18 protein-coding genes and 1 pseudogene are annotated in these 19,348 nt (G+C 74.2%); 3 read left to right on the forward strand and 16 right to left on the reverse strand.

The window, feature by feature from the left end; genetic code table 11:
- Positions 1 to 371 precede the first annotated feature (371 nt).
- Positions 372 to 1,433, reverse strand: coding sequence for a phosphatidylinositol-specific phospholipase C domain-containing protein (locus AC2CJA_RS07400; protein ID WP_484601862.1), 1,062 nt, complete (start codon positions 1,431 to 1,433; stop codon positions 372 to 374).
- Between the two features lie 374 nt (positions 1,434 to 1,807).
- Between AC2CJA_RS07400 and AC2CJA_RS07405 the strand changes: the two genes are divergently transcribed.
- Entirely contained in the window at positions 1,808 to 1,972 is a 165-nt protein-coding gene (locus tag AC2CJA_RS07405) for a hypothetical protein (protein ID WP_484601863.1), read from the forward strand.
- Between the two features lie 63 nt (positions 1,973 to 2,035).
- Here the strand turns inward: AC2CJA_RS07405 and AC2CJA_RS07410 are convergent, their stop codons facing one another.
- From AC2CJA_RS07410 to AC2CJA_RS07425, 4 genes are all read right to left on the reverse strand, one after another.
- Complete coding sequence (locus tag AC2CJA_RS07410) at positions 2,036 to 3,181, reverse strand: alkaline phosphatase PhoX (RefSeq protein ID WP_484601864.1); 1,146 nt, start codon at positions 3,179 to 3,181, stop codon at positions 2,036 to 2,038.
- 409 nt (positions 3,182 to 3,590) lie between these two features.
- On the reverse strand, positions 3,591 to 5,234 hold the full coding sequence (locus AC2CJA_RS07415) for a phytoene desaturase family protein (protein ID WP_484601865.1): 1,644 nt from the start codon (positions 5,232 to 5,234) through the stop codon (positions 3,591 to 3,593).
- A gap of 77 nt (positions 5,235 to 5,311) precedes the next feature.
- Positions 5,312 to 5,812, reverse strand: a complete 501-nt coding sequence (locus AC2CJA_RS07420) for a hypothetical protein (protein ID WP_484601866.1) — start codon at positions 5,810 to 5,812, stop codon at positions 5,312 to 5,314.
- Positions 5,809 to 6,276, reverse strand: a complete 468-nt coding sequence (locus AC2CJA_RS07425; RefSeq protein WP_484601867.1) for an SRPBCC family protein — start codon at positions 6,274 to 6,276, stop codon at positions 5,809 to 5,811. Before AC2CJA_RS07425 ends, AC2CJA_RS07420 begins: the two co-directional genes overlap by 4 nt.
- A 229-nt stretch (positions 6,277 to 6,505) precedes the next feature.
- Here AC2CJA_RS07425 and AC2CJA_RS07430 point away from each other — a divergent pair, with 229 nt between their 5' ends.
- Positions 6,506 to 7,414, forward strand: coding sequence for a Gfo/Idh/MocA family protein (locus tag AC2CJA_RS07430; protein WP_484601868.1), 909 nt, complete (start codon positions 6,506 to 6,508; stop codon positions 7,412 to 7,414).
- A 7-nt stretch (positions 7,415 to 7,421) separates the two neighbouring features.
- Here AC2CJA_RS07430 and AC2CJA_RS07435 read toward each other — a convergent pair whose 3' ends face one another.
- Positions 7,422 to 7,973 (reverse strand): hypothetical protein, encoded by a 552-nt coding sequence (locus AC2CJA_RS07435; RefSeq protein WP_484601869.1) that lies wholly within the window; start codon positions 7,971 to 7,973, stop codon positions 7,422 to 7,424.
- Positions 7,974 to 8,401: 428 nt separating this feature from the next.
- On the opposite strand from AC2CJA_RS07435, the gene AC2CJA_RS07440 reads away from it, so the two are divergent.
- The gene (locus AC2CJA_RS07440; protein WP_484601870.1) at positions 8,402 to 9,550 is read left to right on the forward strand and encodes an ATP-binding protein; all 1,149 of its coding nucleotides are present in this window, start codon (positions 8,402 to 8,404) and stop codon (positions 9,548 to 9,550) included.
- A gap of 84 nt (positions 9,551 to 9,634) precedes the next feature.
- Here the strand turns inward: AC2CJA_RS07440 and AC2CJA_RS07445 are convergent.
- The 10 genes and pseudogenes from AC2CJA_RS07445 to AC2CJA_RS07490 form a co-directional block, all read right to left on the reverse strand.
- Positions 9,635 to 9,739 (reverse strand): annotated as a pseudogene (locus AC2CJA_RS07445) (arsenate reductase family protein); the annotation flags it as partial.
- 86 nt (positions 9,740 to 9,825) lie between these two features.
- Entirely contained in the window at positions 9,826 to 10,395 is a 570-nt protein-coding gene (locus tag AC2CJA_RS07450) for a GNAT family N-acetyltransferase (RefSeq protein WP_484601871.1), read from the reverse strand.
- A 53-nt stretch (positions 10,396 to 10,448) separates the two neighbouring features.
- Positions 10,449 to 11,429 carry a sugar kinase gene (locus AC2CJA_RS07455; RefSeq protein ID WP_484601872.1) on the reverse strand — a complete coding sequence of 327 codons (981 nt, stop codon included), beginning with the start codon at positions 11,427 to 11,429 and terminating at the stop codon, positions 10,449 to 10,451.
- Positions 11,426 to 12,103: a bifunctional 4-hydroxy-2-oxoglutarate aldolase/2-dehydro-3-deoxy-phosphogluconate aldolase gene (locus tag AC2CJA_RS07460; RefSeq protein ID WP_484601873.1), complete on the reverse strand. Its 678-nt coding sequence runs from the start codon at positions 12,101 to 12,103 to the stop codon at positions 11,426 to 11,428. Before AC2CJA_RS07460 ends, AC2CJA_RS07455 begins: the two co-directional genes overlap by 4 nt.
- A gap of 150 nt (positions 12,104 to 12,253) precedes the next feature.
- Complete coding sequence (locus AC2CJA_RS07465; protein ID WP_484601874.1) at positions 12,254 to 13,033, reverse strand: polysaccharide lyase family 7 protein; 780 nt, start codon at positions 13,031 to 13,033, stop codon at positions 12,254 to 12,256.
- 46 nt (positions 13,034 to 13,079) lie between these two features.
- A complete protein-coding gene (locus tag AC2CJA_RS07470; RefSeq protein WP_484601875.1) occupies positions 13,080 to 14,153 on the reverse strand; it encodes a DUF1565 domain-containing protein in 1,074 nt (357 codons plus the stop codon).
- Positions 14,150 to 14,737 carry a hypothetical protein gene (locus tag AC2CJA_RS07475; protein ID WP_484601876.1) on the reverse strand — a complete coding sequence of 196 codons (588 nt, stop codon included), beginning with the start codon at positions 14,735 to 14,737 and terminating at the stop codon, positions 14,150 to 14,152. The genes AC2CJA_RS07470 and AC2CJA_RS07475 overlap by 4 nt, the downstream gene beginning before the upstream one ends.
- 10 nt (positions 14,738 to 14,747) lie before the next feature.
- The gene (locus tag AC2CJA_RS07480) at positions 14,748 to 16,802 is read right to left on the reverse strand and encodes a heparinase II/III family protein (RefSeq protein ID WP_484601877.1); all 2,055 of its coding nucleotides are present in this window, start codon (positions 16,800 to 16,802) and stop codon (positions 14,748 to 14,750) included.
- Positions 16,799 to 18,556, reverse strand: coding sequence for a heparinase II/III domain-containing protein (locus tag AC2CJA_RS07485; protein ID WP_484601878.1), 1,758 nt, complete (start codon positions 18,554 to 18,556; stop codon positions 16,799 to 16,801). The genes AC2CJA_RS07480 and AC2CJA_RS07485 overlap by 4 nt, the downstream gene beginning before the upstream one ends.
- Positions 18,544 to 19,311 carry an SDR family NAD(P)-dependent oxidoreductase gene (locus AC2CJA_RS07490; protein WP_484601879.1) on the reverse strand — a complete coding sequence of 256 codons (768 nt, stop codon included), beginning with the start codon at positions 19,309 to 19,311 and terminating at the stop codon, positions 18,544 to 18,546. Before AC2CJA_RS07490 ends, AC2CJA_RS07485 begins: the two co-directional genes overlap by 13 nt.
- Positions 19,312 to 19,348: the final 37 nt, after the last annotated feature.

Consider the following 19,348-nt stretch of genomic DNA (forward strand, 5'->3'; position numbering starts at 1 on the left):
GTCGTCGGTCGTGCCGCGACGGCCGTGTCCGGCCGGTCCTGAGCCAACGGTTTCATGGGCCACCTCTCGGGAAAGCGGGTCCGGCTTCGGCTGAAGGAGGACCGGTCCGCCGCCCCGCCCGGCCCGCCCCGGGTTCGCGGGAGGGGACGCGGTCCGCGCGGCGGCGGGACGGGGCGCCCGTCCGGTGGAGGGCCCGGGACTCCCCGGCCCTCCCCGCCGGTGCGGGAGAGCCGCCGGCCGTACGCCTGGAGCAGCCGTACCGGGCCGCCGGCCGGCGGAAACGGGCCCCGGGCGAGGACGACACGCACGGGTGTCCGCCGCCGCCCCCCTCGCGGCCCTTCCGGGAGCGAGGGGGCGGCGGCCGACCCCCGTCAGCCGCGCGGCAGTACGGCGGACAGCACGGACGGCAGCCGGGTCCAGTCGGAGGTGACCACGCTCGCCCGTTCGGCCGCCAGCAGCGCCACCCTGTCGCGCGCCTGACCCTCCGTCGGAGCGGTGGCGCTGATGGCGGGGGAGACGGCGTGGGCGTCGGTCATGATCAGCAGATAGCCGTTCCGGGCGTACCAGGCGGTGTCGATACCGCCGGAGACGTACGCCGGGGCGTCGCCGTCGAAGACCACGAACCAGGGGCGCAGCGAGACGTCCGCGTAGCGGGTGCGCGGGTCCCCGGACGCGGCGCGGTGCACGGCGGGGAAGGCGGTCGCCTCGCCCAGCCGCCCGGCGGCGGCGAGGTCGCGCAGACGGGCGGCGTACTCGCGGTCGGTCCACAGGGTGTCGAAGGGGTTGGACTCCTCGAAGGTGCCGGGGATGAGATGGATCAGGAACTTCCCCGCCAGCGCGTCCCTGGTGGGCCAGCCCCCGCTGCGCACGGCGTCGTCGAGGGTGGCGTGGCCGGCGGCGAGGTCGCCGGGCCGGTAGAGCGCGTCGCCCAGCTCCCGGGCCACCAGGGCGTCGAACTGCGCGGGCCCGCGGCCGTGGTCGCCGGCGAAACCGTCCTTCATCTCGATCTTGATCAGGACCGGCCGGTGCCCGGGGTTGGCGTCGTGCCAGGCCCGCATGTCGGCCAGGCAGCCGGCCAGGCTCTGGTTGCGGGGCCGGGAGCGCAGCTCGGCGGGGGAGGAGGCGTTCTCGCAGTTGTTGTCGTTGACCAGCGGGCCGTCGTGGGCCACGCGCCAGCCGCCCGAGTACTTGGCCCACACGTCCAGCTCCAGCAGCGAGGCGCCGGAGTCCAGGGCGTCGGCGAAGTAGGTGTACTTGTCCTTCTCGTAGGCGTTGTGCACCCCGACGGAGGTGGTGCCGGAGTACGGCAGACCTCCGGGGGCCGCCGCTTTGGCGGGTAAGGGCAGGAGTGCCGTGCCCAGGGCCGCCGCGGCGACCACCCCGTACCGTCCCGCCCGGCCCCGCGTCCGTCCGTTTCCGAAGTGCCGTCTCATCCGTGCCCCTTCTCCGACGAGGTCGATCCCGTCCGAAGGTAGGCCGGTTCACGCGACCGGGGGAGGGCGCGTGCGCGGCGGGCGGGACAACGGAGAGGGAAGACCGGGTGGGGGAGCCGCACTCCCGGCATTCCGCGCGAGCTGCCCTTTTCGTTGCATGGACGGCTCATGGCCTCATGTCATGCCTTCCAGCCGGTCATGAACCGGCTGCCCACCGTGATCAACGCCCTGTACCGGTTCGGCGGCCGTTTCCATGGCGCGACACGCACCATGCGGCGGGCCCGGGCGTGCCCACCGCTTTCCGGAGGGGTTCCCGATGCCCCCGGGGGTTCCCGATGTTCAGGAACATCACCGCTGCCCCGACCGCGTCACTGATGGCGGCCGCAGGCCTCGTCCTCACCGGCTCGTCCGCTCACGCCTCGACCACGACGGTCTGCAAGACCTCCTCCGTCCCGTCGGGGTACGCGGTCGTGGGCGAGGGCAGCAGTACGTCCTGCCCCGGCTCCTTCCCCAACACCTGGACGATCCAGGCTCTCTGAGCACACCCTTCCCGGGGCGGGCGGTGTGCCCGCCCCGGGAAGGGGCGCGGGAGGGGGGAGCCGTCAGCGGCGGAAGGGGCCGGAGACCTCGAACGTGATGCCGCCCAGCCCGGCCGGATCGCCCAGGGTGCCGCGCTGGGAGGAGAAGTAGAGCCGGGAACCGTCCGGGGAGAAGGCCGGGCCGGTGATCTCGGAGTCGCCGTGGCCGTCGAGCCGGATCACCGGGGCCACCGCGCCCTCGGGCGTGATCACGTTGATCTCCATGTTGCCGCCGTCCTCCGCCACGTACAGGTCGCCGCCGGGAGTGCCGGTGATGTTGTCTACCCCGTCCAGCGGGGAGTCCGCGTCGTAGGTCACCGACAGTTCGTTCCGCTCGGCGTCGTAGGCCCACACCCGGTTGTCGCCCTTGGTGGTGAACCAGCAGGTGCCGCCCGCGTAGTGGCAGCCCTCACCGCCGTCGAAGTGGCGGGCGGCCGACACCTGGTGGCGTGTCTGCCTGCCGAACAGCGGGGCCGACGGGTCGGGGACCTCGCGCCACTCCACACCGCCGCCGGCCGACTCGCACAGCACGTCCAGCCGGCCGCGTGACAGATCGCCCCAGACCTCGGGGGTGTAGCGGTAGAAGCAGCCGTCCGACTCGTCCTCGGTCAGGTAGACCACCCGCCGGTCCGGGTCGCAGGCCGCCGCCTCGTGCTTGAAGCGGCCCATCGCCTTGTGCACGACCGCCTCGCGCCGCCCGTACGGATCGGTCTCGAAGACCCGGCCGCGCCAGGTCTCCTCGCACGACAGCCAGGTCCGCCACGGGGTCGCCCCGCCCGCGCAGTTGAGGTTGGTGCCCTCCAGGACGCGGTAGGCCCGGTCGATCGAGCCGTCGGCACGGAAGCGGATCGCCGAGGCGCCGCCCACCAGGGGGACCTCGGAGTTGGAGACGTAGATCCAGCCGTCGCCGTCCGGGTAGCAGGCGCCGCCGTCGGGCGCCGGGTGCCACAGGATTCCGCCGACCGGAAGGCTGGAGCGGGCCACGATCCGGCTGCGGAACCCCTCCGGCAGCGCCACCCCGTTGGTGTCCGGCGCCCGCAGCGGTCCGTACGGGCCGGCCGTCGCGGTGGAGACGCCGGCCGCGGTGGCGGCGCCCTGCCACAGGGCGCCGGAGAAGGCGACGGCCCCCGCGCCGGCGGAGGCGGTCCTGAGGAAGGTGCGTCGCTGCATGCGGACTCCAGGCGTGTGAGGGAACGTGTGAAGGACGTGTACACGTCACCATTGCGCGCCGACGGCGTCGGGCGAAGGGAGCCGGGGGAGAAGATCCGGTGAACAGCCGTTCACATGGGCGACGGCCCCCGGACGCGGTCGGGCGTCCGGGGGGCCGTCGGCCGTGGTCGCGGCCTCACCGCGCCGCACTCCGCGGCGTCCGCCCTGGCCGAAGACGTGCCAAAGCCGCGCCGGCGGCTCCGGTCAGGGGTCAGGGGGCGGGGGAAGAGCGCACTGGGCGCATATGACGCCCCGATGACGTGCGGATCCTCGTCCCGCCGTCGCGCGCCCGGCCTCCGACTCGGCCGGAAGACGACGCCCCGGGCGCCCGGAACCCCGGACCGCGTCCGCCTCGCCGCGGACGGAACGGCTAGCCGAGCCGGCCCCGCGTCCGCATGGCCGCGCGCTGGGCGGCGGCCTGGGCCGGGCCCGTGACGTAGTGGACCAGGGGGCGGGCGGCGGCCAGGGCCGCGCGGGCCGCGTTGGAGCCGCAGGCACCGTGGACGCCCCCGCCCGGGTGGGCGGAGGCGGAGGCGAGGTAGAGGCCGCGCACCGGGGTGGCGGGACGGCCGGTACCGGGGACGGGACGGAAGAGGAGCTGCTGGTGGACGGCCGCGGTGCCGCCGTTCAGCGCCCCGCCCACCAGGCTCTCGTCGCGCGCCTGGAGGTCCGGCGGGGCCATCACGCGGCGCTCCTTGACCAGCTCCCGGAAGCCCGGGGCGCGGCGCTCCACCTCCTCCTCCACCCGGTCGGCCATGACCTCCCGCTCGCCCGGCCCCCAGCGGCCCGTGATGCCGTCACCGCCCGCGTCGCCGCGCACCCGCTGGGGCAGGTGGGTGTAGGCCCAGGCCGACTCGGTGCCCCTGGGGGAGCGGGAGGGGTCGGCGGTGGTCATCTGGCCCAGCAGGCAGAACGGCCGGTCCGGCACCAGGCCGGTGGCCAGCTGGGCGCTGTGGCGGGTGAGGTCGTCCATACCGTCGGCCAGATGGATGGTGCCCGCGCCCGCGGCCCCGGGGGCGGACCAGGGGATGGGCCCCGACAGCGCCCAGTCCACCTTGAACGTCGAGGTGTCCCACTGGAAGCGGCGGATGTCGTCCTGGAGCCGCAGGGGCAGGTGCTCCCAGTCGACCAGCCCGCCGTACAGCGCCGGGGCGGGGACATCGGCCAGGACCGCCCGCCGCGCCCGTACGGCGTCGCCGCCGGCGGTCCGCACGCCGAGCGCGCGCCCGCCCTGGACCACCACCCGCACCACCCGGGCGCCGCAGCGTACCGTCCCGCCCCGCGACCGAAGCCGGGCCACCAGGGCCGCGGTGAGGGAGCCGGCGCCGCCGGCGGGCACCGGCCAGCCGTACTGCTGGCCCAGCATCGCCAGCAGCCAGCCGTAGACAGCGCCGGCGGTGGACTCCGGGAAGAGGTCGGTGTGCAGCGCGCACCCCGCCAGCAGCATCGGCCCGCCCCGGCCGCCGAACTCCTCCTCGCCCAGGCGCCGCACCGGCAGCAGCAGGGTGCGCAGCAGGCGCAGCCCCCCGGCCGCGCGCAGTCGGGCCAGCAGCGACAGCGCGGGGCGCACCGGCGGGAAGGGGGCGAGGAGGGCGTCCAGGAGGTCCGGGCCGAGCCCGTCCCACAGACGCGTCAGCCGCAGGTACGCCTCCCCGTCGCCGGGTGCGAAGGACTCCAGGCTCGCGGCGGTGTCCTCCCGGTCCCGGTGCAGCACGGGGCAGCGCCCGTCGGGCAGCGGATGGGCGAGGACGGACGGCGCGTGGCTCCACCTCAGGCCCCAGCGCTCCAGCTCCAGGGAGCGGATGACGGGCGAGGCGGCGGCCAGCGGATGGAAGGAGCTGAACAGATCGCTGACGTAGTCGGGGTGGACGCCGCGGTCGCTGCGCACCGCGCCGCCGGGCTCGGGCTGTGACTCCAGGACCAGCACCCGCCAGCCCGCGTCGGCCAGCAGGTTCGCGGCCACCAGTCCGTTGGGGCCGGATCCCACCACGACGGCGTCGTACGCCTCGGACATCTGCGGACAGCCTCCTGTGCGACAGAAACGGAAACGGAAACGGCGGGAGTGCGGGGCGGGAGGCGCGGGGGCGGCGGTCAGTCCCCGGGCGGTGCGGTGTCGGGGCGCGCGGTGTGGGCGGGGTGGCCGTGGGTGCGGCGGGCCTCCTTCATCTCCGCCTCGTACAGGTGCTTCAAGCCGTCCGTCAGGCGGTCGCGCACCCGCTCCTCCAGTCGCGCGAACGGCTTGTAGTAGTGCGAGTCGTAACCCTCGACGATCTGGAACGTCCAGTGGCCCGGGATCACGTTGCGGCCCAGGACCTCGGTCTCCAGCAGCTCCGCCTCCTCGGTGTGCCCCGCCTCGCGCAGCAGGTCCACCGCCTCGCCCAGCAACAGGTCGGAGCGGCCGGTCATCTGGTGGAAGGAGTACAGATGGCCGCGTGCCCGCTCGGTCGCCTCCAGCGCCTCGGTGACCTTGCCGACGGCCTCGACCGTGGCGTCGTCCACGCCCGGCGGGCGGCGGTGCGCCCGGTCGGGCCGGTCCTCGGGTCCGTTCCAAAGGCGGCCCGCGGCGCGGTCCCCGGTACGTTTGTCCGTCACGCGTGCCTCCCCGCTTCCCGGTCGGCCTCGCTCCGGCCGGACTCCACCACGTTCCGCAGCCGCGACAGCATCAGCCGGTGCCGCAGCCGGAGCGCCATGTCCAGGGGCGCGGTGTGCAGCCGGGCCACCGCGCCGCGCAGGGGGTGCTCGTCCATGGTGATCAGCGAGCCCTCGCCCCAGGGCTTCACCGAGATGGCGATGCGGGCCGTGCCCAGCCGCCCCGCCGACGCCTCCAGTTCGAGCCGCCCGGGCGGCTCGCAGACGCGCACGATCGTGTGGCCGCGCTCGGTCAGCGGCCCCATGCCGATGGTGTAGCGCAGGGTCGTGCCCACCTCGGGCCAGTGGCCCTCGGACTCATGGGTCTCCCGGGTGCCCACGACCCACTTCTGGTACCGCTCGGCGTCGCCGAGGACACTCCACACCCTCTCGGGCGTCCTGTTCACCCACACATGTCGCACTGCCATGCGGGGCCGGGTACCCGCTTTCGCGCGGAGCACCGCCGGAGCACGGCGGCCACCCCCTTACGGGCGAGCCCGTCCTCCGCCCGCGCCGCCTGCCCGCACGCCGCCGTCCCCCGGCCGGAGCGGGGTGTCACGCACCGTCTGGCGTCTGACATGGTTGGCGGCGCCCCGCTCGTCCGCACCGGTACAGCGACCGGTGCGGCGCCCCGCACAGCCAAGGAGAGACCGCGACATGAGATTCGGCCTGCTCGGCACCGGCCCCTGGGCCCGGCTCGCCCACGGCCCCGCACTGCTCGCCCACCCCGACGCCGAACTGGCGGGGGTGTGGGGCCGCCGCCCCGAGGCGGCGGCGGCCGTCGCCGAACGGTTCGGCGGCCGGCCCTACGGTGACGTGGACGCGCTGCTGGAGGAGTGCGACGCGGTCGCCGTGGCGCTTCCCCCGGACATACAGGCGCCCCTGGCCGTACGGGCCGCCGAGGCCGGCTGCCATCTGCTGCTGGACAAGCCGGTGGCCACCACCGTCTTCGCGGCCCGCGAGATCGCCGGGGCGGCCGAGGCGGCCGGAGTGGCCTCGGTGGTCTTCTTCACCCTGCGGTTCCGGCCCGAGACGGCGGCGTGGCTGGAGGAGCAGAGGCGGACGGGCGGCTGGCAGCTGGGCCGCGCCGACTGGCTCGGCGGCATCTTCGCCGAGGGCGCCGAGCCCAGCCCGTTCGCCGACTCGCCCTGGCGGCGGGAGAAGGGCGGACTGTGGGACGTCGGCCCGCACGCCCTGTCCATGCTGCTGCCGGTGCTCGGCGACGCGGCCGACCTCGACGGGGCGGTGGCCGCCGTCCGCGGCGACGGGCAGACCGTCCAGCTCGCCCTGCGTCACGCCTCGGGCGCCTCCAGCACCTGCGCGCTCGGCCTGGCCGTCGCGCCCGCGGCGTCCGTGACCCGGGTGGAACTGCGCGGCGCCGCGGGCGCGGTGGAACTGCCTGACGGGGAGACGGACGCGGTCGCCGCCCTCGGGCACGCCGTGGACGCCCTGATCGCCTCGGCCCGCACCGGTGAGCCGCACCCGTGCGACATACGGTTCGGGGTGCGGGTGACGGAGATCCTCGCGGCGGCGCAGGCCCGGCTCGACGGTACCCGGTCGGCCTGAGGGCGCCTCACTCCCGGCGCAGGCTGACCCCGCAGCCCGCGCACAGCGTGTACGTCCAGTAGCCGTCGCGCCACAGCTCGGTGCCGGCCGGTGCGGCGCACACCCAGCACACCGGAGGGCCGCCCGGCTCCGGGCGCCCGCGCGGCCGTGCGCACAGCACACGGCGCACCACCACCGGCAGCGGCTCGGCGGGGTGGCGCCGGGGATCGGGGCAGTAGGCCAGGCTGTGCCACCGGCGCCGCTCCGCCTGCCACGCCTCGGCACGGCCGGGCTGCCGCCGGCCCGCGCGCTTCTCGCGCGCCCTGCGCCCGGCGTACGCCGCCTCGGCGGCCAGCCACACCTGCCGGGCCGCGTGGAGTTCCTCGACGGCCCGCACCAGCGACTCCGGGTCCCTCTCCGGCCTGCCCGGTATGCCCGCGCTCCCGCACAGATGGTGGTATGTCGCCCGGAAGCCGTACGGAGCGAAGTGCTGCAGGCACGTGCGCAGATCGCCCAGCCGGCGGTGCACCGGCCGTGCCGCGTCGTGCACACGGGCCCGGTGCGTACCGAAACTGCTCATCCTCGCCCCCCTGTCGTCCCACGGAGAGGATGACCGCACCTTGCCCCATCCGGCACCTCCGGCGGGAGCGCTTTCCGTACTTTCCCCGGATACGGCGCAGCGCGAGGCGGTCGCCCCGTCGGGTGACGGAACGGATGCCCGGCCGTGGCCGGGGCTCTCCGGAGTGTGAACCGGATCGAATCAGACCGAAACGGAACGAGGGCGCCGGACCGGGCCGCAATGCCCGTTCGATCACTCACTGTGTCGCTGCATGTTCTCCCAGTGTTTGTCAAGTCTCCGCGGTGGCTCCCCCGACCCTCCTATGCTCCCTGTCACGCGGCGAGTCGTGGCCGTCACCGGTCGTCGCCGCGTGCGGCGCGGTCGTCCCGAAGCGCCGCCCGTCCCGCCCGCAGGTCCTCCCCCCGGCCCACCCCAACGCGAGGATGCCCATGGAGCACGCCGACTCGTTGACGGGAGGCCGCCGGCCCCTCCCCGGGGGCTCGTGGCTCGCCCTCCCCGTACTGGTGGCCGCCTGCGCGGCCGTGGCCTCGTTCTCCGCCGCCCCGGCCCGTGCCGCGGTCGCCTGGTGCGGAGCCGCGGCGACGCTCGCGGTGGCCGCGGCCGTCCGCGAGGTGGTCGGGCGGGGCCGTGCGCTCACCGCCGCCCGGCAGCGGGAGGAACGCCTGCTCGCCGACCTGGAGCACTACTGCCTGGAGGTCATGCCGCCCGTCGTCGAGGCCGTGCGGCGTGGTGAGGCGCCCGGCGACGTACTGCCGACCTCGCCGCACCCCGCCGACTCCGACCCCCGGCTGGTGGCCGCCCACGAGAAGCTGACCGACACCGTCGTGAGGGCGGTCCACGACCGCGGGCTCCAGCGCGACTCCGCCCGCCGCGCGATCGTCGACATCGCCTGCCGCATCCAGGCCGAGACGCACCGCCTCCAGGCCGACCTGCGCGGAATGCGGTCCGAGCACCCGGGACCCGGGACCCTGGGCGACCTGATGCGCCTGGAGCACGGCGTCGGCGTCGTCGGCCGCGTGGCCGCCGGCCTGGCCGTCCTGGGGGGCGGCGGCCCGGTGCGGCAGCGGCAGAAGCCCGTTCCCCTCCACGACGTGCTGCGCGCGGGCAGCGCTCCCATCGCCGAGTACCCGCGTATCGGACTGCACCGCGTCGCCGGGGTCGCGGTGCTCGGCCCGGCGGTGGAGCCGCTGAGCCTGGTCCTCAGTGAGCTGATGGACAACGCCACCCGCTACTCGCCGCCCAGCACCGAGGTGGTCGTCAACACCGAGGAGGTGGCCTCGGGCGTCGAGGTCTCCATCGAGGACGAGGGCGTCGGCCTGACCGAGGAGGCCCGCCGGCACGCCGAGCTCCTGCTCGCCCGGGCGCGGAACGGGCTGGACCTGGAGGACCTCGGCGAGACGGCCCGTACGGGCCTGCGCGTCGCGGGCGTCCTGGCGGGCCGCCTCGGACTGCGGATCTCCCTGTGGCCCTCCACCCGCGACGGGGTGCGCGCGGTCGTCCTCGTTCCGCACGACCTGCTCACCGCGCTGCCGGCGGAGGCCTACGCCCGGGTCGGCGGCCGTCCCCCGGCCTGGTGACCCGGCGACAGGCCATGGCCGGACCGACCGCGACCCCGGCCGCGGTGCCGTTCCCGGCCGGGACGACGGCCGGGACAGGCGGCGCTAACGGGAGAGCGCCTCGCGCACGGCCTCCTCGCTGCGCGCCACGACCGCCGAACCGTCGTCGGCGGTGATGATCGGACGCTGGATCAGCCGCGGGTGCCCGGCGCCCGGCGCACGACGACACCCCCGTCCGGCCCGTGCTCTCGGGGGCCGGAACCGGAAACACCGGCCACCAGGGCGCTCCGTGCACCTCAGCCGCCGGCTTCCGGCTCGGCCGCGTCGGCATCGCCGCGGGCCCCGGTACGCCACTCCTCCTCAAGGAGGCCGAACACCAGCGAGTCCCGCCGGCCCTCCCGGTTGCGCGTCGTGTGCCGGTGGTGCCCCTCGCAGGTCATGCCGAGCTTCGTGAGCACCCGGGACGATCCGAGATTCCGCGGGTCGCAGGTGGCGTGGATCCGGTGGAGCCCCAACCGGTCGAAGCCGAGTGAGAGGAGCGCACACCCGATCTCCGTACCGACGCCCCGCCCCCACACCCGTGGATGCACGATGTAGGTGATCTCCCCCTGCCGCCGCGCTCGACCGCGGATGTGGAGTTCGCCCATACCGACGACGGTGTCCCCCAAGCGGGCCACGTAGGGGAATCTCCGCTGAGGCCGTTCCGACCAGGCGTCGACCGCCGTCCTCACGAAAGCGCGCGTCTGCTCCTCGGTGTTCGGTCCCCAGGACTGGAACAGACACGCCTCGGCGAGGCGGGCCCAGGAGTGGACGGCTCGCCAGTCGCCGGGTGTGATCTTCTCCAGGGTCACCGGGGGCTGAGTCACGGGATGGTTCCGGCGGACGGGAAAGGAGACGGACACGGGTCCGGGAGCACCGGTCACCTGAGTACGTCTCCGGCTTTCAGGAAGGTCTCCAGCTCGTCGCGGGTCGGCAGCAGTTCGCAGTCGCCGGGAACGGACACGGCGTAGGCGCCCATCGCGCAGGCCGTCCGGAGGCGTTGGGCGGGGCCGCCGCCTCTCAGGTGCTCGGCGAGGTATCCGGCCACGAACGCGTCGCCGGCTCCGACGGTGTCGACGACGGGAACGGACAGCGCCGGCTCCGCGTGCGTCACGCCGTCGAGCCTGGCGGTGCATCCCCGGGAGCCGGTCTTGACGACGGCCTCGGCCGGCCCCAGCGCCGCCAGGTCCATGGCCAGGCGCTCGGGGGCGGTGGCGTGGGAGCCGAGGACGAGCTGGGCTTCCTCGACCCCGGCGAACACGATGTCCGCCTCCGTGACCAGTCCCCGCAACTCGCGTCGGGCGGTGTCCCGGTCCCAGAGCTTGCTGCGGTAGTTCACGTCGACACTGACGAGCACGCCGTGTGCCCTGGCCGCGGCGACGGCGTACCGGGTGGCATGGCGGGCGGAGGCGCTCAGGGCGGGGGTGATGCCGCTCAGGTGCAGGATCGCGGCCTGCCGGACCGCGTCCACGGGGAGGTCGTCGGAAGTGAGACGGGAGCCGGCCGAACCGGCGCGGTGGTAGTCGACGTGGACCACGCCGGCGGCCCGTTGGTGGCGGATCATGAGGCCCGTGAAGGACGGGTCCCGGACCGTGACGGCCCGGACGCCCTCGGCGCGCAGGCGGCGTCCGACGAGGTCTCCGGCCGCGTCGCCTCCCACCCGGCCGATCCAGGTGGCCGGGGCGCCCAGGCGCGCGACGCCGATGGCCACGTTGCTCTCGGCCCCGCCGATGCCGAAGGTGAAGTCACGTGCGTGCTCCAGGGTGCCGATCGCCGTCGCCACGATCAGTCCCATCGTCTCGCCGAAGGTGAGCAGGCCGCCCGTGGTCCGCGGCGCGGGTACGGCGTGGGCGTCTGTCATCGGGCCGCCCTGGCCTCGGAGACGGCCGTCACGGCCCGGCGTGCGCGCTCCGCGAGGCGGTCGTCGGCGCCCTCGGTCGCCGCCGGGCCGATGAGGGGGGTGCCCAGGCCCACGGCCGCGGCCCCGGCCGCCGTCCACGCCGGGATGTCGTCCAGGGAGATGCCCCCGGTGGGGATGAGGGGGATACCGGGAAGCGGGCCGCGCAGGTCCGAGATGTACCGGGGGGAGACGGCGGAGGCCGGGAAGAGTTTCACGGCGGGCGCTCCGGAACCGGCGGCGGTGTGGATCTCGGTGGGGGTGAGTGCGCCGGGATAGGCCGCCATGCCCGCGGACCGGGCCGCACGGACGACGCCGGGCGCCGCGACGGGGGAGACGACGAAGCGCGCGCCGGCGTCGGCGCAGGCTTCCGCCTGGCTGTCGGTCAGGACCGTCCCCGCCCCGATGACCGCCTCCGGTCCGTGAGCGGCCGCGAGTTCGCGCAGGCACTCCAGGGCGCCGCGGGTGGTGAGGGTTATCTCGATGGCGCGGATGCCGGCGTCGAGCAGCGTCTGAGTGATCGCGGGGAAGTGCTCGGCGGTGGGAGCACGCAGGATCGCGATCAGTCCACAGGCGGTGATCTCCGAGGTGGTCGGGCACTCCGGCCGCGCGGGTGATGGGTCTTTGACAGCGTTCACTTGCGCTTCTCGTCCTGTCTGCTGTGGGTATTCCGTCTCGGGGACCGGCGGCCCGGTTGGGGCGAAGCCGGGACGAACCCGGCTTCGCCCGCTGTACCGTGCTGGGTGGTGCCGGGCCCCCTAGGCCGAGGCCCGGCACCACCCTGTCCTTCAGGAGTGGGTGACCTTGAGCTTGTAGATGCTGGTCTGCCCGTAGTTGGAGCTGCTGCACGGGGAGGAGTTGCCGCAGTTGGCCTGGGTGTAGGCGCCGGCCTTGAAGTAGTTCCCCGACGCGGTGTGCGCGATGGTCGTCTGGAGGACGCCGTTGTAGTAGACCTTGATCTGGCCGTTGCTGACGACGAACTTGCCCTCGTAGACGGTGTTCAGCTGGTAGTTGCTGGTCACCAGCTTGTGGTGGGTGTCGTTGCCCTTGGTGATGTAGAGGCTGCTGCCCTCCAGCCGGAAGACCGTCACGTCGTCGTCGCCGTCGTGGATCTGGGCGCCGACGACGTGCGGCTTGTCGTTGGGAAGGCTGTTGAACGCCTGCCGGAAGGTGAGGGTGTGGGTGCCCGAGGTCGCCGACCAGGACGCGTTCTTGGTGCCGTTGTCGGTCATCTCCCGCAGCTCGGCGCGCCCGTAACTGGAGTTGGGCGTCGTGACGGCGTTGACCGGGGAGCGGAACTGGACACCGGTGCACCTGGAGTTCACGGTGAACCAGGGGCTGACGGAGAAGGTCTCCAGCGCGGGCTGCTTGATCTCGGTCGGCGAGCCGCCCGAGCCGGTCGGCAGCGTCATCTTCCAGTTGGTCAGGTCGAGCTGCTGGGCGGGGTAGTCGCAGGGATCGGCGGCGGTGGCGGTGCCCGCCACCGCCAGCGGGGCGGTCAGGGCGGCGACGGCCGAGAGTGCGGCCACGCCTGCCATGGTCAGGGTGCGCTTTCGGGTGCGGCTCATGTCTTCCTTTTCCTTCTTGCTGGTTGTGGAGGGTTTCCTTCTGCGGTCAGCAGGGGCGCGACGGCTCGTACTCGTCCCCGTAGGTGCCCGTCGCGTCTCCGCCGGTGTTGCCTGCCAGGGTGTTTCCGCACACCCGGCCCTGCGGGGTGGCTTCGAACTTGATGCCCCCCGCAGAGTTGTGGAGGAGGACGTTGTCCTCGATGTTGTTCGCGGTGCCGTCGGTGGGAGTGTCACCGCCGACCCGGACTCCGGCCCCGACGTTGCCGTAGGAGAGGTTGGCCCGGAAGGTGTTGCCGCTGCCGCGGGCGTCGAGTCCGGCGGACTTGGGGTCCTGCTGGCCGGTGCAGACGTTGTGGTCGACCAGGTTCGCGGTGGAGTTCTCCTTGATGTCCACACACTCGTTGCCCCGGGTGTCGATCCAGTTGTGGTGGATCCGGTTGTCGCGGCTGACGTCCGGCCGGTCGTCCGGGGCGCCGTGCATGCCCTGCTGCTCGGGGGCGGTGCCCAGGTAGATGCCCTCGCCGACCTTGCCGCCGTCGTCGAAGCGGAAGTCCCACACCCCGCACCCGGTGATCCGGTTGCGGGCGACCTCGGCGCCGGTGATCAGATAGCGCAGCCGTACGCACTCCTCGCCGGCGTTGCGGAAGGTCATGCCGGTGATGCGCAGGCCGTCCACACCGTCCCCTGGAGTCGTGCTCATGACATACAAAAGCTTCTTGCGGTAACCGGACATCTCGTCGGGGTCGCCGACCAGGCCGTCCATGGTGAACCCGGTCAGCCGGACACGGTCGTGCTGGACCTCGCCGATGGCACGGCCGGCGCCCGTTCCCTGGACCACGGCGGACGAGGGGCCGGTGATGGTCACGTCCGGGCTCCGGGTGACGAAGTCCTGCGAGTAACGTCCCGGTGCCAGACGGACGGTCGATCCGGGGCCGGCCGTGTCCAGTGCCCGCTGGATGCTGGCGAGGGGGGCCCTGCGCGTTCCGTCGTTGGCGTCGTCGCCGTCCGGTGAGACATGGATGTCGTGACCGCCCCGGGGCGCGGCGGACGCGGCGGGCACGAATGTTCCCGTCAGTGCGAGCAGAACGGCCGCCGAAGCGATGTACCGAGTGATTCTCATACCGGTTTCCTTGCTCTCGTGGGTGAGTACAGGGAGAGGGCCAGCAGCAGGGGCAGGGTGGGGCCGAACAGCAGGGGCCCCAGGGGAACGGGCAGTACCGCCGGCGGGACCAGGAGCAGGGCCAGGAGCAGGGCCGGGCCGCGCCGGGGCGAGCCGAAGGCGAGCACCGCCGCGCGGCGGCGGAGCCCGCCCCCGGCCTCGACCGCGAACCCGGCGGTCAGGGCCAGGGAGTAGACCGCCAGTGCGGCCAGCAGGACGAGCTGGGCGGGGAGCAGGACGTATGCGACCGGGCTCGCCCTCTCCAGGAGGAAGAGGCAGTTCACCGCGAGGACGGCGATCAGGGCACTGGCGGCGAGGCCGTCCCTCCACAGGGCGCGCCAGCAGCGCGGGAAGGCGCGCAGCGTCCCGGTGAAGGGGCGGCTTCCGCCGTCACGCCGCCAGTCCTGGAGCGCGACCGCCGCCGCGGCCAGGGCCGGGAGCCAGGTGACCACGCCGAGCGCCAGCAGGCAGAACGCCGCGCCCGCCAGCGCCGGCTGTGCGACGAACTCCATGGCGCGCAGCGCACCCCGCTCCCAGCCCTTCATCGTGTGCTCCCTACGCGCCGTCGGTCCCGGTGGGCAGTACGCCGGTGAACGGCTCCTCGGTCCGCAGCCCGACGGTGCCGTCGAACTCGACGCGCCGGGCCCGTACGGCGGCCGTACGCGTGCCGGAGAGGATGACCGCCGCGGCGTCGGCGCTCACGCGTTCCGTCTCGATGACTCCGGTCCGGGGGGCGAGGAGGACCAGTTCGCTCTCGGCCCCCCGGCCGAGGGAGACCGCGTGGCCCTGGTCCGAGGGCAGGAGCGCCGCCGGGGCCGGGCACGGGTCCAGCGCGCCCGCGCTGTCCAGGACGGTCAGGAACGTGGCGGTGCGGGTCCGCGGTGTGGTCAGGCACAGGGTGTGCATCGTCTTGCTGACCTTGAGGCTGGGGGTGCTGGAGGTCGGGTTGGCCTCCACGTCGGTGCGCCGGCGCGTGGCCGTGGCGTCGGTGGGGAGCAGCCGGGTCAGCCGTGCGCTGCCGGGCCCCGCCTCCAGACGCCAGCCGTCGGGATCCAGCTGTGTCGTGGGCCAGTCGGTGTGCAGCAGGTACGTCCACTCGCGCGGCGCCGCGGCCTCCAGCTCGTCGAGGACGACCACACGTCCGCGAGGTGTCACCACCAGCGTGCGGTCCACGCGCCGTACCTCCAGCCGTTCGGGGAACATCACGGCGGACTCCGCCGTGGCGTGGGCGAACCCGTCCTCGGCGAGCACGTCCCGCACCCGGGGGCACCGCTCGCGCGGTATGCCCTCGTAGACGTGGTAGCGGCCCTCGTCCGCCCAGCCCTCCCCGTCGACCAGGACCAGGTTGTGGTGCGCGGCGCGCTTGTGGTTGCTGTACCCCTCGTCCACGGCGAGGAAGGCGCCGTGGGAGTGGAGGACGAAGGCGCCGGCGTCGGGGTGGTGGTGGCCCGCGCTCATGGCGTCCCAGCCGCCCGCGGCCTTCAGCCGGTGCCCCTCCTCCCAGGCCCGGTGGCCGCCGCCGGGCGCGGCCTTGAAGCTGACGCAGGTGGCCGCGCTGTCCCAGCCGGTGCGCGCGGTGATCTGCCCCAGGTCCGGGAAGTAGGCCGTAACGGGCTCCCGGTCGGGCGGGACGGGGGTCACCCGCGGGTCGTACCAGAGCAGTTCGAGGAAGGCCTCGGGCATGACACCGGGGCGCACACCCGACTGGTACGCCTCGCGCCAGAAGTGGCGCTCGGCGACCAGGTCGCCCAGCCACTGGGCCGTGCCGTCCCGGTACGCGGAGGCCAGCCGGTAGTAGAGGGCGACGCTGTGGCCGCTGCGCCGGTCGTGGCAGTCGCCGTGGTCGATGATCTCCTCGAAGCCCGGCGCGCTCTGGTGCAGGCGCCAGCGCGTGGTGTTGCGCAGGAACCCGCCGACCGACCACAGGTCGGCGTTCTCCTGGTGCTGCACGAGGTCGGTGTGGATGGCGAGCCACGGCACCCCGTACCGCCAGTACACCACTCCCTCCGAGTCCGAACCGTCCTCGGGGAGCATCCCGAGGACCGTTTCCAGGTTCCTGCGGGCCGGCTTGGTCCACTCGGGACGTTCCAGCGCGTACCCCGCGGTGGCGATGCCGGTCCAGCAGATCCAGTTGTGGTTCTGCCAGTAGGCGCTCGACCACCAGCGGCCGGCGGTCTCCTCGGCGTACGAGTGGAGACGTTCGCCCTGGAGCTCCAGTTTGGCGCGCAGGATCTCACGCCGTTCCGGCTCCAGGTCCTCGCCCAGCCAGGAGTAGGCGAGGGAGAGACCGTGCAGCAGCCAGCCCGCGTCCAGGTCGTGGTCCGGCATGTGGGCCCGGCCCCAGTGGGGGAACGCCGCGCAGGTCGAGATCCAGCGCCACGCCTCCTCCAGGTAACCGCGCTGCCCGGTGAGCCGGTAGGCCAGGGCCAGGTTGGCGGCGGCGGGACCGAAGTAGGTGATGCTCGCCTCGGGGTGTTCGGTGGGCGGGTTCTGCCGGCGGTACCAGTCGCACTGCTCGTACAGCCTCCGCCACTGGGCCGCGTGCGTGCCGTTCAGCTCGCCGCGCAGTGAGTCGAGTCGTCCCTCGAGAAGCAGCATGCGTACTCTCACGCTCCGATGGGATGGGTGGCGACGGTTCCGTCGGCCAGATCGATGTGAACGGTGTGCTCGGACAGGCTCACCCGGCGGACGGGGGGAGCGGCCTCGGCGGACTGGTAGACGGAGACGAACACCGCCCGCCGGCCGGTGAGGGACCAGTCGACGCCCTGACGGACCCGTGCGGGGTCGTCGGCGGGGCCGGGGTGGGGGACGACGGTGAACTCCGCGGGCGGACGTGCCACGTGCCAGCCGTTCAGGACGGCTTCCCCGTCCTCGCCCCAGACGGTGCGGGCGCGGTCGGGCCCCTGGGCCACGGCCTCGAGAGCGGTGGCCGGACGCAGCTGGGCGGTGAGCCGGTGCTCGGCGGCGGCTTCCAGCACGAGGACGTCGAGCAGGTAGCGCCGGTCCTCGACGACCCTGCGGGTCGCCGTCACCCCGTCGTACGCCTGGTCGCACCGGCCGGTGTCGCCGTCGAGGACGGCGTCGCAGGGCCGCTGCTCGGTGTCGTCGACCCGGAAGGCGGGGTGGGCCGCCGTGCCGGCGTAGTACCGCCGCAGGCTCCGGTGGGCGTACGGCACCTGGCCGGGATCCGGCTGCCAGGCGGTGCCGTCGTCCGCGTAGAGGTAGAGCGAGAGCTTGTCCTGGTGCCCGTGCGCGCCGCCGTGCGGTCCGGCGTCCAGCACCGCGTGGACGCCCTCGGTCCGGAACACCGCGTACCCGGCGTCGGGGAAGTCCCGTCGCGACGGCGGCGCGGGGAGCGGGGGGCCCGCGAACCATTCACCGAGGTCCGCGGGCAGCGGTGCGGTGGAGTCGCGCCCGGCGGCCCGCGCGACCGACTTCAGCGGAGCGTCGGCGAACAGCCGGCCGGCGAGCGCGGCCACCTCCGCGATCTCCGCCGACTGCGCCTCGCGCCGGTACGGGCCGTCGTGGAGGGCGGGCAGGGTGCCGTCCGGAGCGGCGACGCCCGCCAGCGCCGAGACCATCGAGCCCAGCACCGACGCCATGCCCTGGGGAAGCCGCTCCGGACGGGCGCCGCGCAGTGCGAGCAGGTAGGCGTGCAGGACGAACAGGTGGTAGTAGGTGCTCGCCTCCCATTCCCAGCCGTCCCGGTGGACCGACACCCGCATGTGGGCATCGAGGCCGTACTCCTCGGCCAGGCGCACCGCGTCGGGTGCGGCTCCGGAGATCACCTCGGCGGCGGATCGGCAGGAGATCTCCGCCGCGGCGAGCCAGGCCGTGTAGTTGGAGCGTTCCTCTCCTTTCCGCAGGAGTTCCCTCCGCGCCGCGCCGGCCGCCTCCCGGAGCGAGTCGAGGAAGGGCACGAGCGCGCCCAGTCCGGGACCGGCGTCGTGGTGCGCCGCGAGCGTGCGGGCCGCGTGGGCGATGTTGACCGCCCAGATGGCCTCGGTCAGCGCCTGGTGGAAGAGCCGTCCGCGCAGCATCCAGTCGGCGCCGCCCGCGTGTGTGTCCGGCAGGCCGGCGTAGAGCTCGGCGTACTGGTGCAGCACGGCCACGGCCTCGCGGCGCTCGGCGGGGGTGCCTGCGGCCAGGTGCCGCAGGCGCCGGGCGATCTCCTGGTGGGCCAGGACCGTCCTCGCGCCCCGTACGGCGTCGGTGTCCAGGCGGCAGCCGTGGCGGCAGGCGGCGCCGGCTGCGGGGAAGGCCGTGCCGAGCAGGTCGCCGTGGTCGAGTTCGACGCCGTGCGCCGGGCAGACGTAGGCGTGCCACCACCCGCCCGCCTCCTTCGGGACGGTCAGCGCGGCCATGCGCCACCACCGATGTCGAAGGTGGCCCCGGTGACGTATCCGGCCTCGTCGGAGGCCAGGTAGACGGCCGCGCCGGCGACGTCGTCCGCGGTGCCCGCCCGGCCGACGGGCAGCTTCTCGACGATGCCGCGCTGGGCCTCGGGGGCGGTGAACGTGTTGTGGAAGGCGGTACCGCCGATGTATCCGGGAGCGAGTGCGTTGACCGTGGCGCCTGAGCCGCCGACCTCCTTGGCCAGGCCCTTGGCGAAACCGATCACTCCGGCCTTGGCCGCCGCGTAGGCGGCCGCGCCGGGGCCGCCGCCGTCGTGGGCCGCCTGCGAGGCCATCAGGACGATCCGCCCCGCGGGCCCGGCCTCCCGCACGTGCGGGAGGGCTGCCCGGCAGGTCCGGAAGGCGGAGACCAGGTTGACGTCGATCACACGGAGAAAGTGCTCCTCGGTCATCTCGGCGACCGGGACCCGTGCGACGAGGTGCCCGGCATTGGCGACGACGACGTCGAGGCCGCCGAGGAAGGTGACGCTCTCGTCGACCAGGCGCTCGACGGCCGCCGAGTCCGTGACATCGGCGCCGAGGGCGGCGGACTTCCGCCCGAGCGCGCTGATCTCCTCCACGACCCGCTCCGCCGGGTCGGCGGAGCTCCCGTAGTGGACGACCACGTCGGCGCCCGCCCGGGCCAGACCCAGCGCGACCGCCGCGCCGATACCGTGGCCCGCGCCGGTGACGAGTGCGCGGCGGCCCGTGAGGTCAAAAGACATAAGAGGTTCTCCGTAGGTGTATCGAAACGAACGACAG

This window comes from Streptomyces sp. ATLC9, assembly GCF_057196705.1.

Coding starts and splice junctions, on each gene's coding strand:
- AC2CJA_RS07400 (WP_484601862.1), bottom strand. CDS start 1,433: ATGAGACGGCACTTCGGAAACGGACGGACGCGGGGCCGGGCGGGACGG.
- AC2CJA_RS07405 (WP_484601863.1), top strand. CDS start 1,808: ATGGCGGCCGCAGGCCTCGTCCTCACCGGCTCGTCCGCTCACGCCTCG.
- AC2CJA_RS07410 (WP_484601864.1), bottom strand. CDS start 3,181: ATGCAGCGACGCACCTTCCTCAGGACCGCCTCCGCCGGCGCGGGGGCC.
- AC2CJA_RS07415 (WP_484601865.1), bottom strand. CDS start 5,234: ATGTCCGAGGCGTACGACGCCGTCGTGGTGGGATCCGGCCCCAACGGA.
- AC2CJA_RS07425 (WP_484601867.1), bottom strand. CDS start 6,276: ATGGCAGTGCGACATGTGTGGGTGAACAGGACGCCCGAGAGGGTGTGG.
- AC2CJA_RS07430 (WP_484601868.1), top strand. CDS start 6,506: ATGAGATTCGGCCTGCTCGGCACCGGCCCCTGGGCCCGGCTCGCCCAC.
- AC2CJA_RS07435 (WP_484601869.1), bottom strand. CDS start 7,973: ATGAGCAGTTTCGGTACGCACCGGGCCCGTGTGCACGACGCGGCACGG.
- AC2CJA_RS07440 (WP_484601870.1), top strand. CDS start 8,402: ATGGAGCACGCCGACTCGTTGACGGGAGGCCGCCGGCCCCTCCCCGGG.
- AC2CJA_RS07455 (WP_484601872.1), bottom strand. CDS start 11,429: ATGACAGACGCCCACGCCGTACCCGCGCCGCGGACCACGGGCGGCCTG.
- AC2CJA_RS07465 (WP_484601874.1), bottom strand. CDS start 13,033: ATGAGCCGCACCCGAAAGCGCACCCTGACCATGGCAGGCGTGGCCGCA.
- AC2CJA_RS07470 (WP_484601875.1), bottom strand. CDS start 14,153: ATGAGAATCACTCGGTACATCGCTTCGGCGGCCGTTCTGCTCGCACTG.
- AC2CJA_RS07475 (WP_484601876.1), bottom strand. CDS start 14,737: ATGAAGGGCTGGGAGCGGGGTGCGCTGCGCGCCATGGAGTTCGTCGCA.
- AC2CJA_RS07485 (WP_484601878.1), bottom strand. CDS start 18,556: ATGGCCGCGCTGACCGTCCCGAAGGAGGCGGGCGGGTGGTGGCACGCC.
- AC2CJA_RS07490 (WP_484601879.1), bottom strand. CDS start 19,311: ATGTCTTTTGACCTCACGGGCCGCCGCGCACTCGTCACCGGCGCGGGC.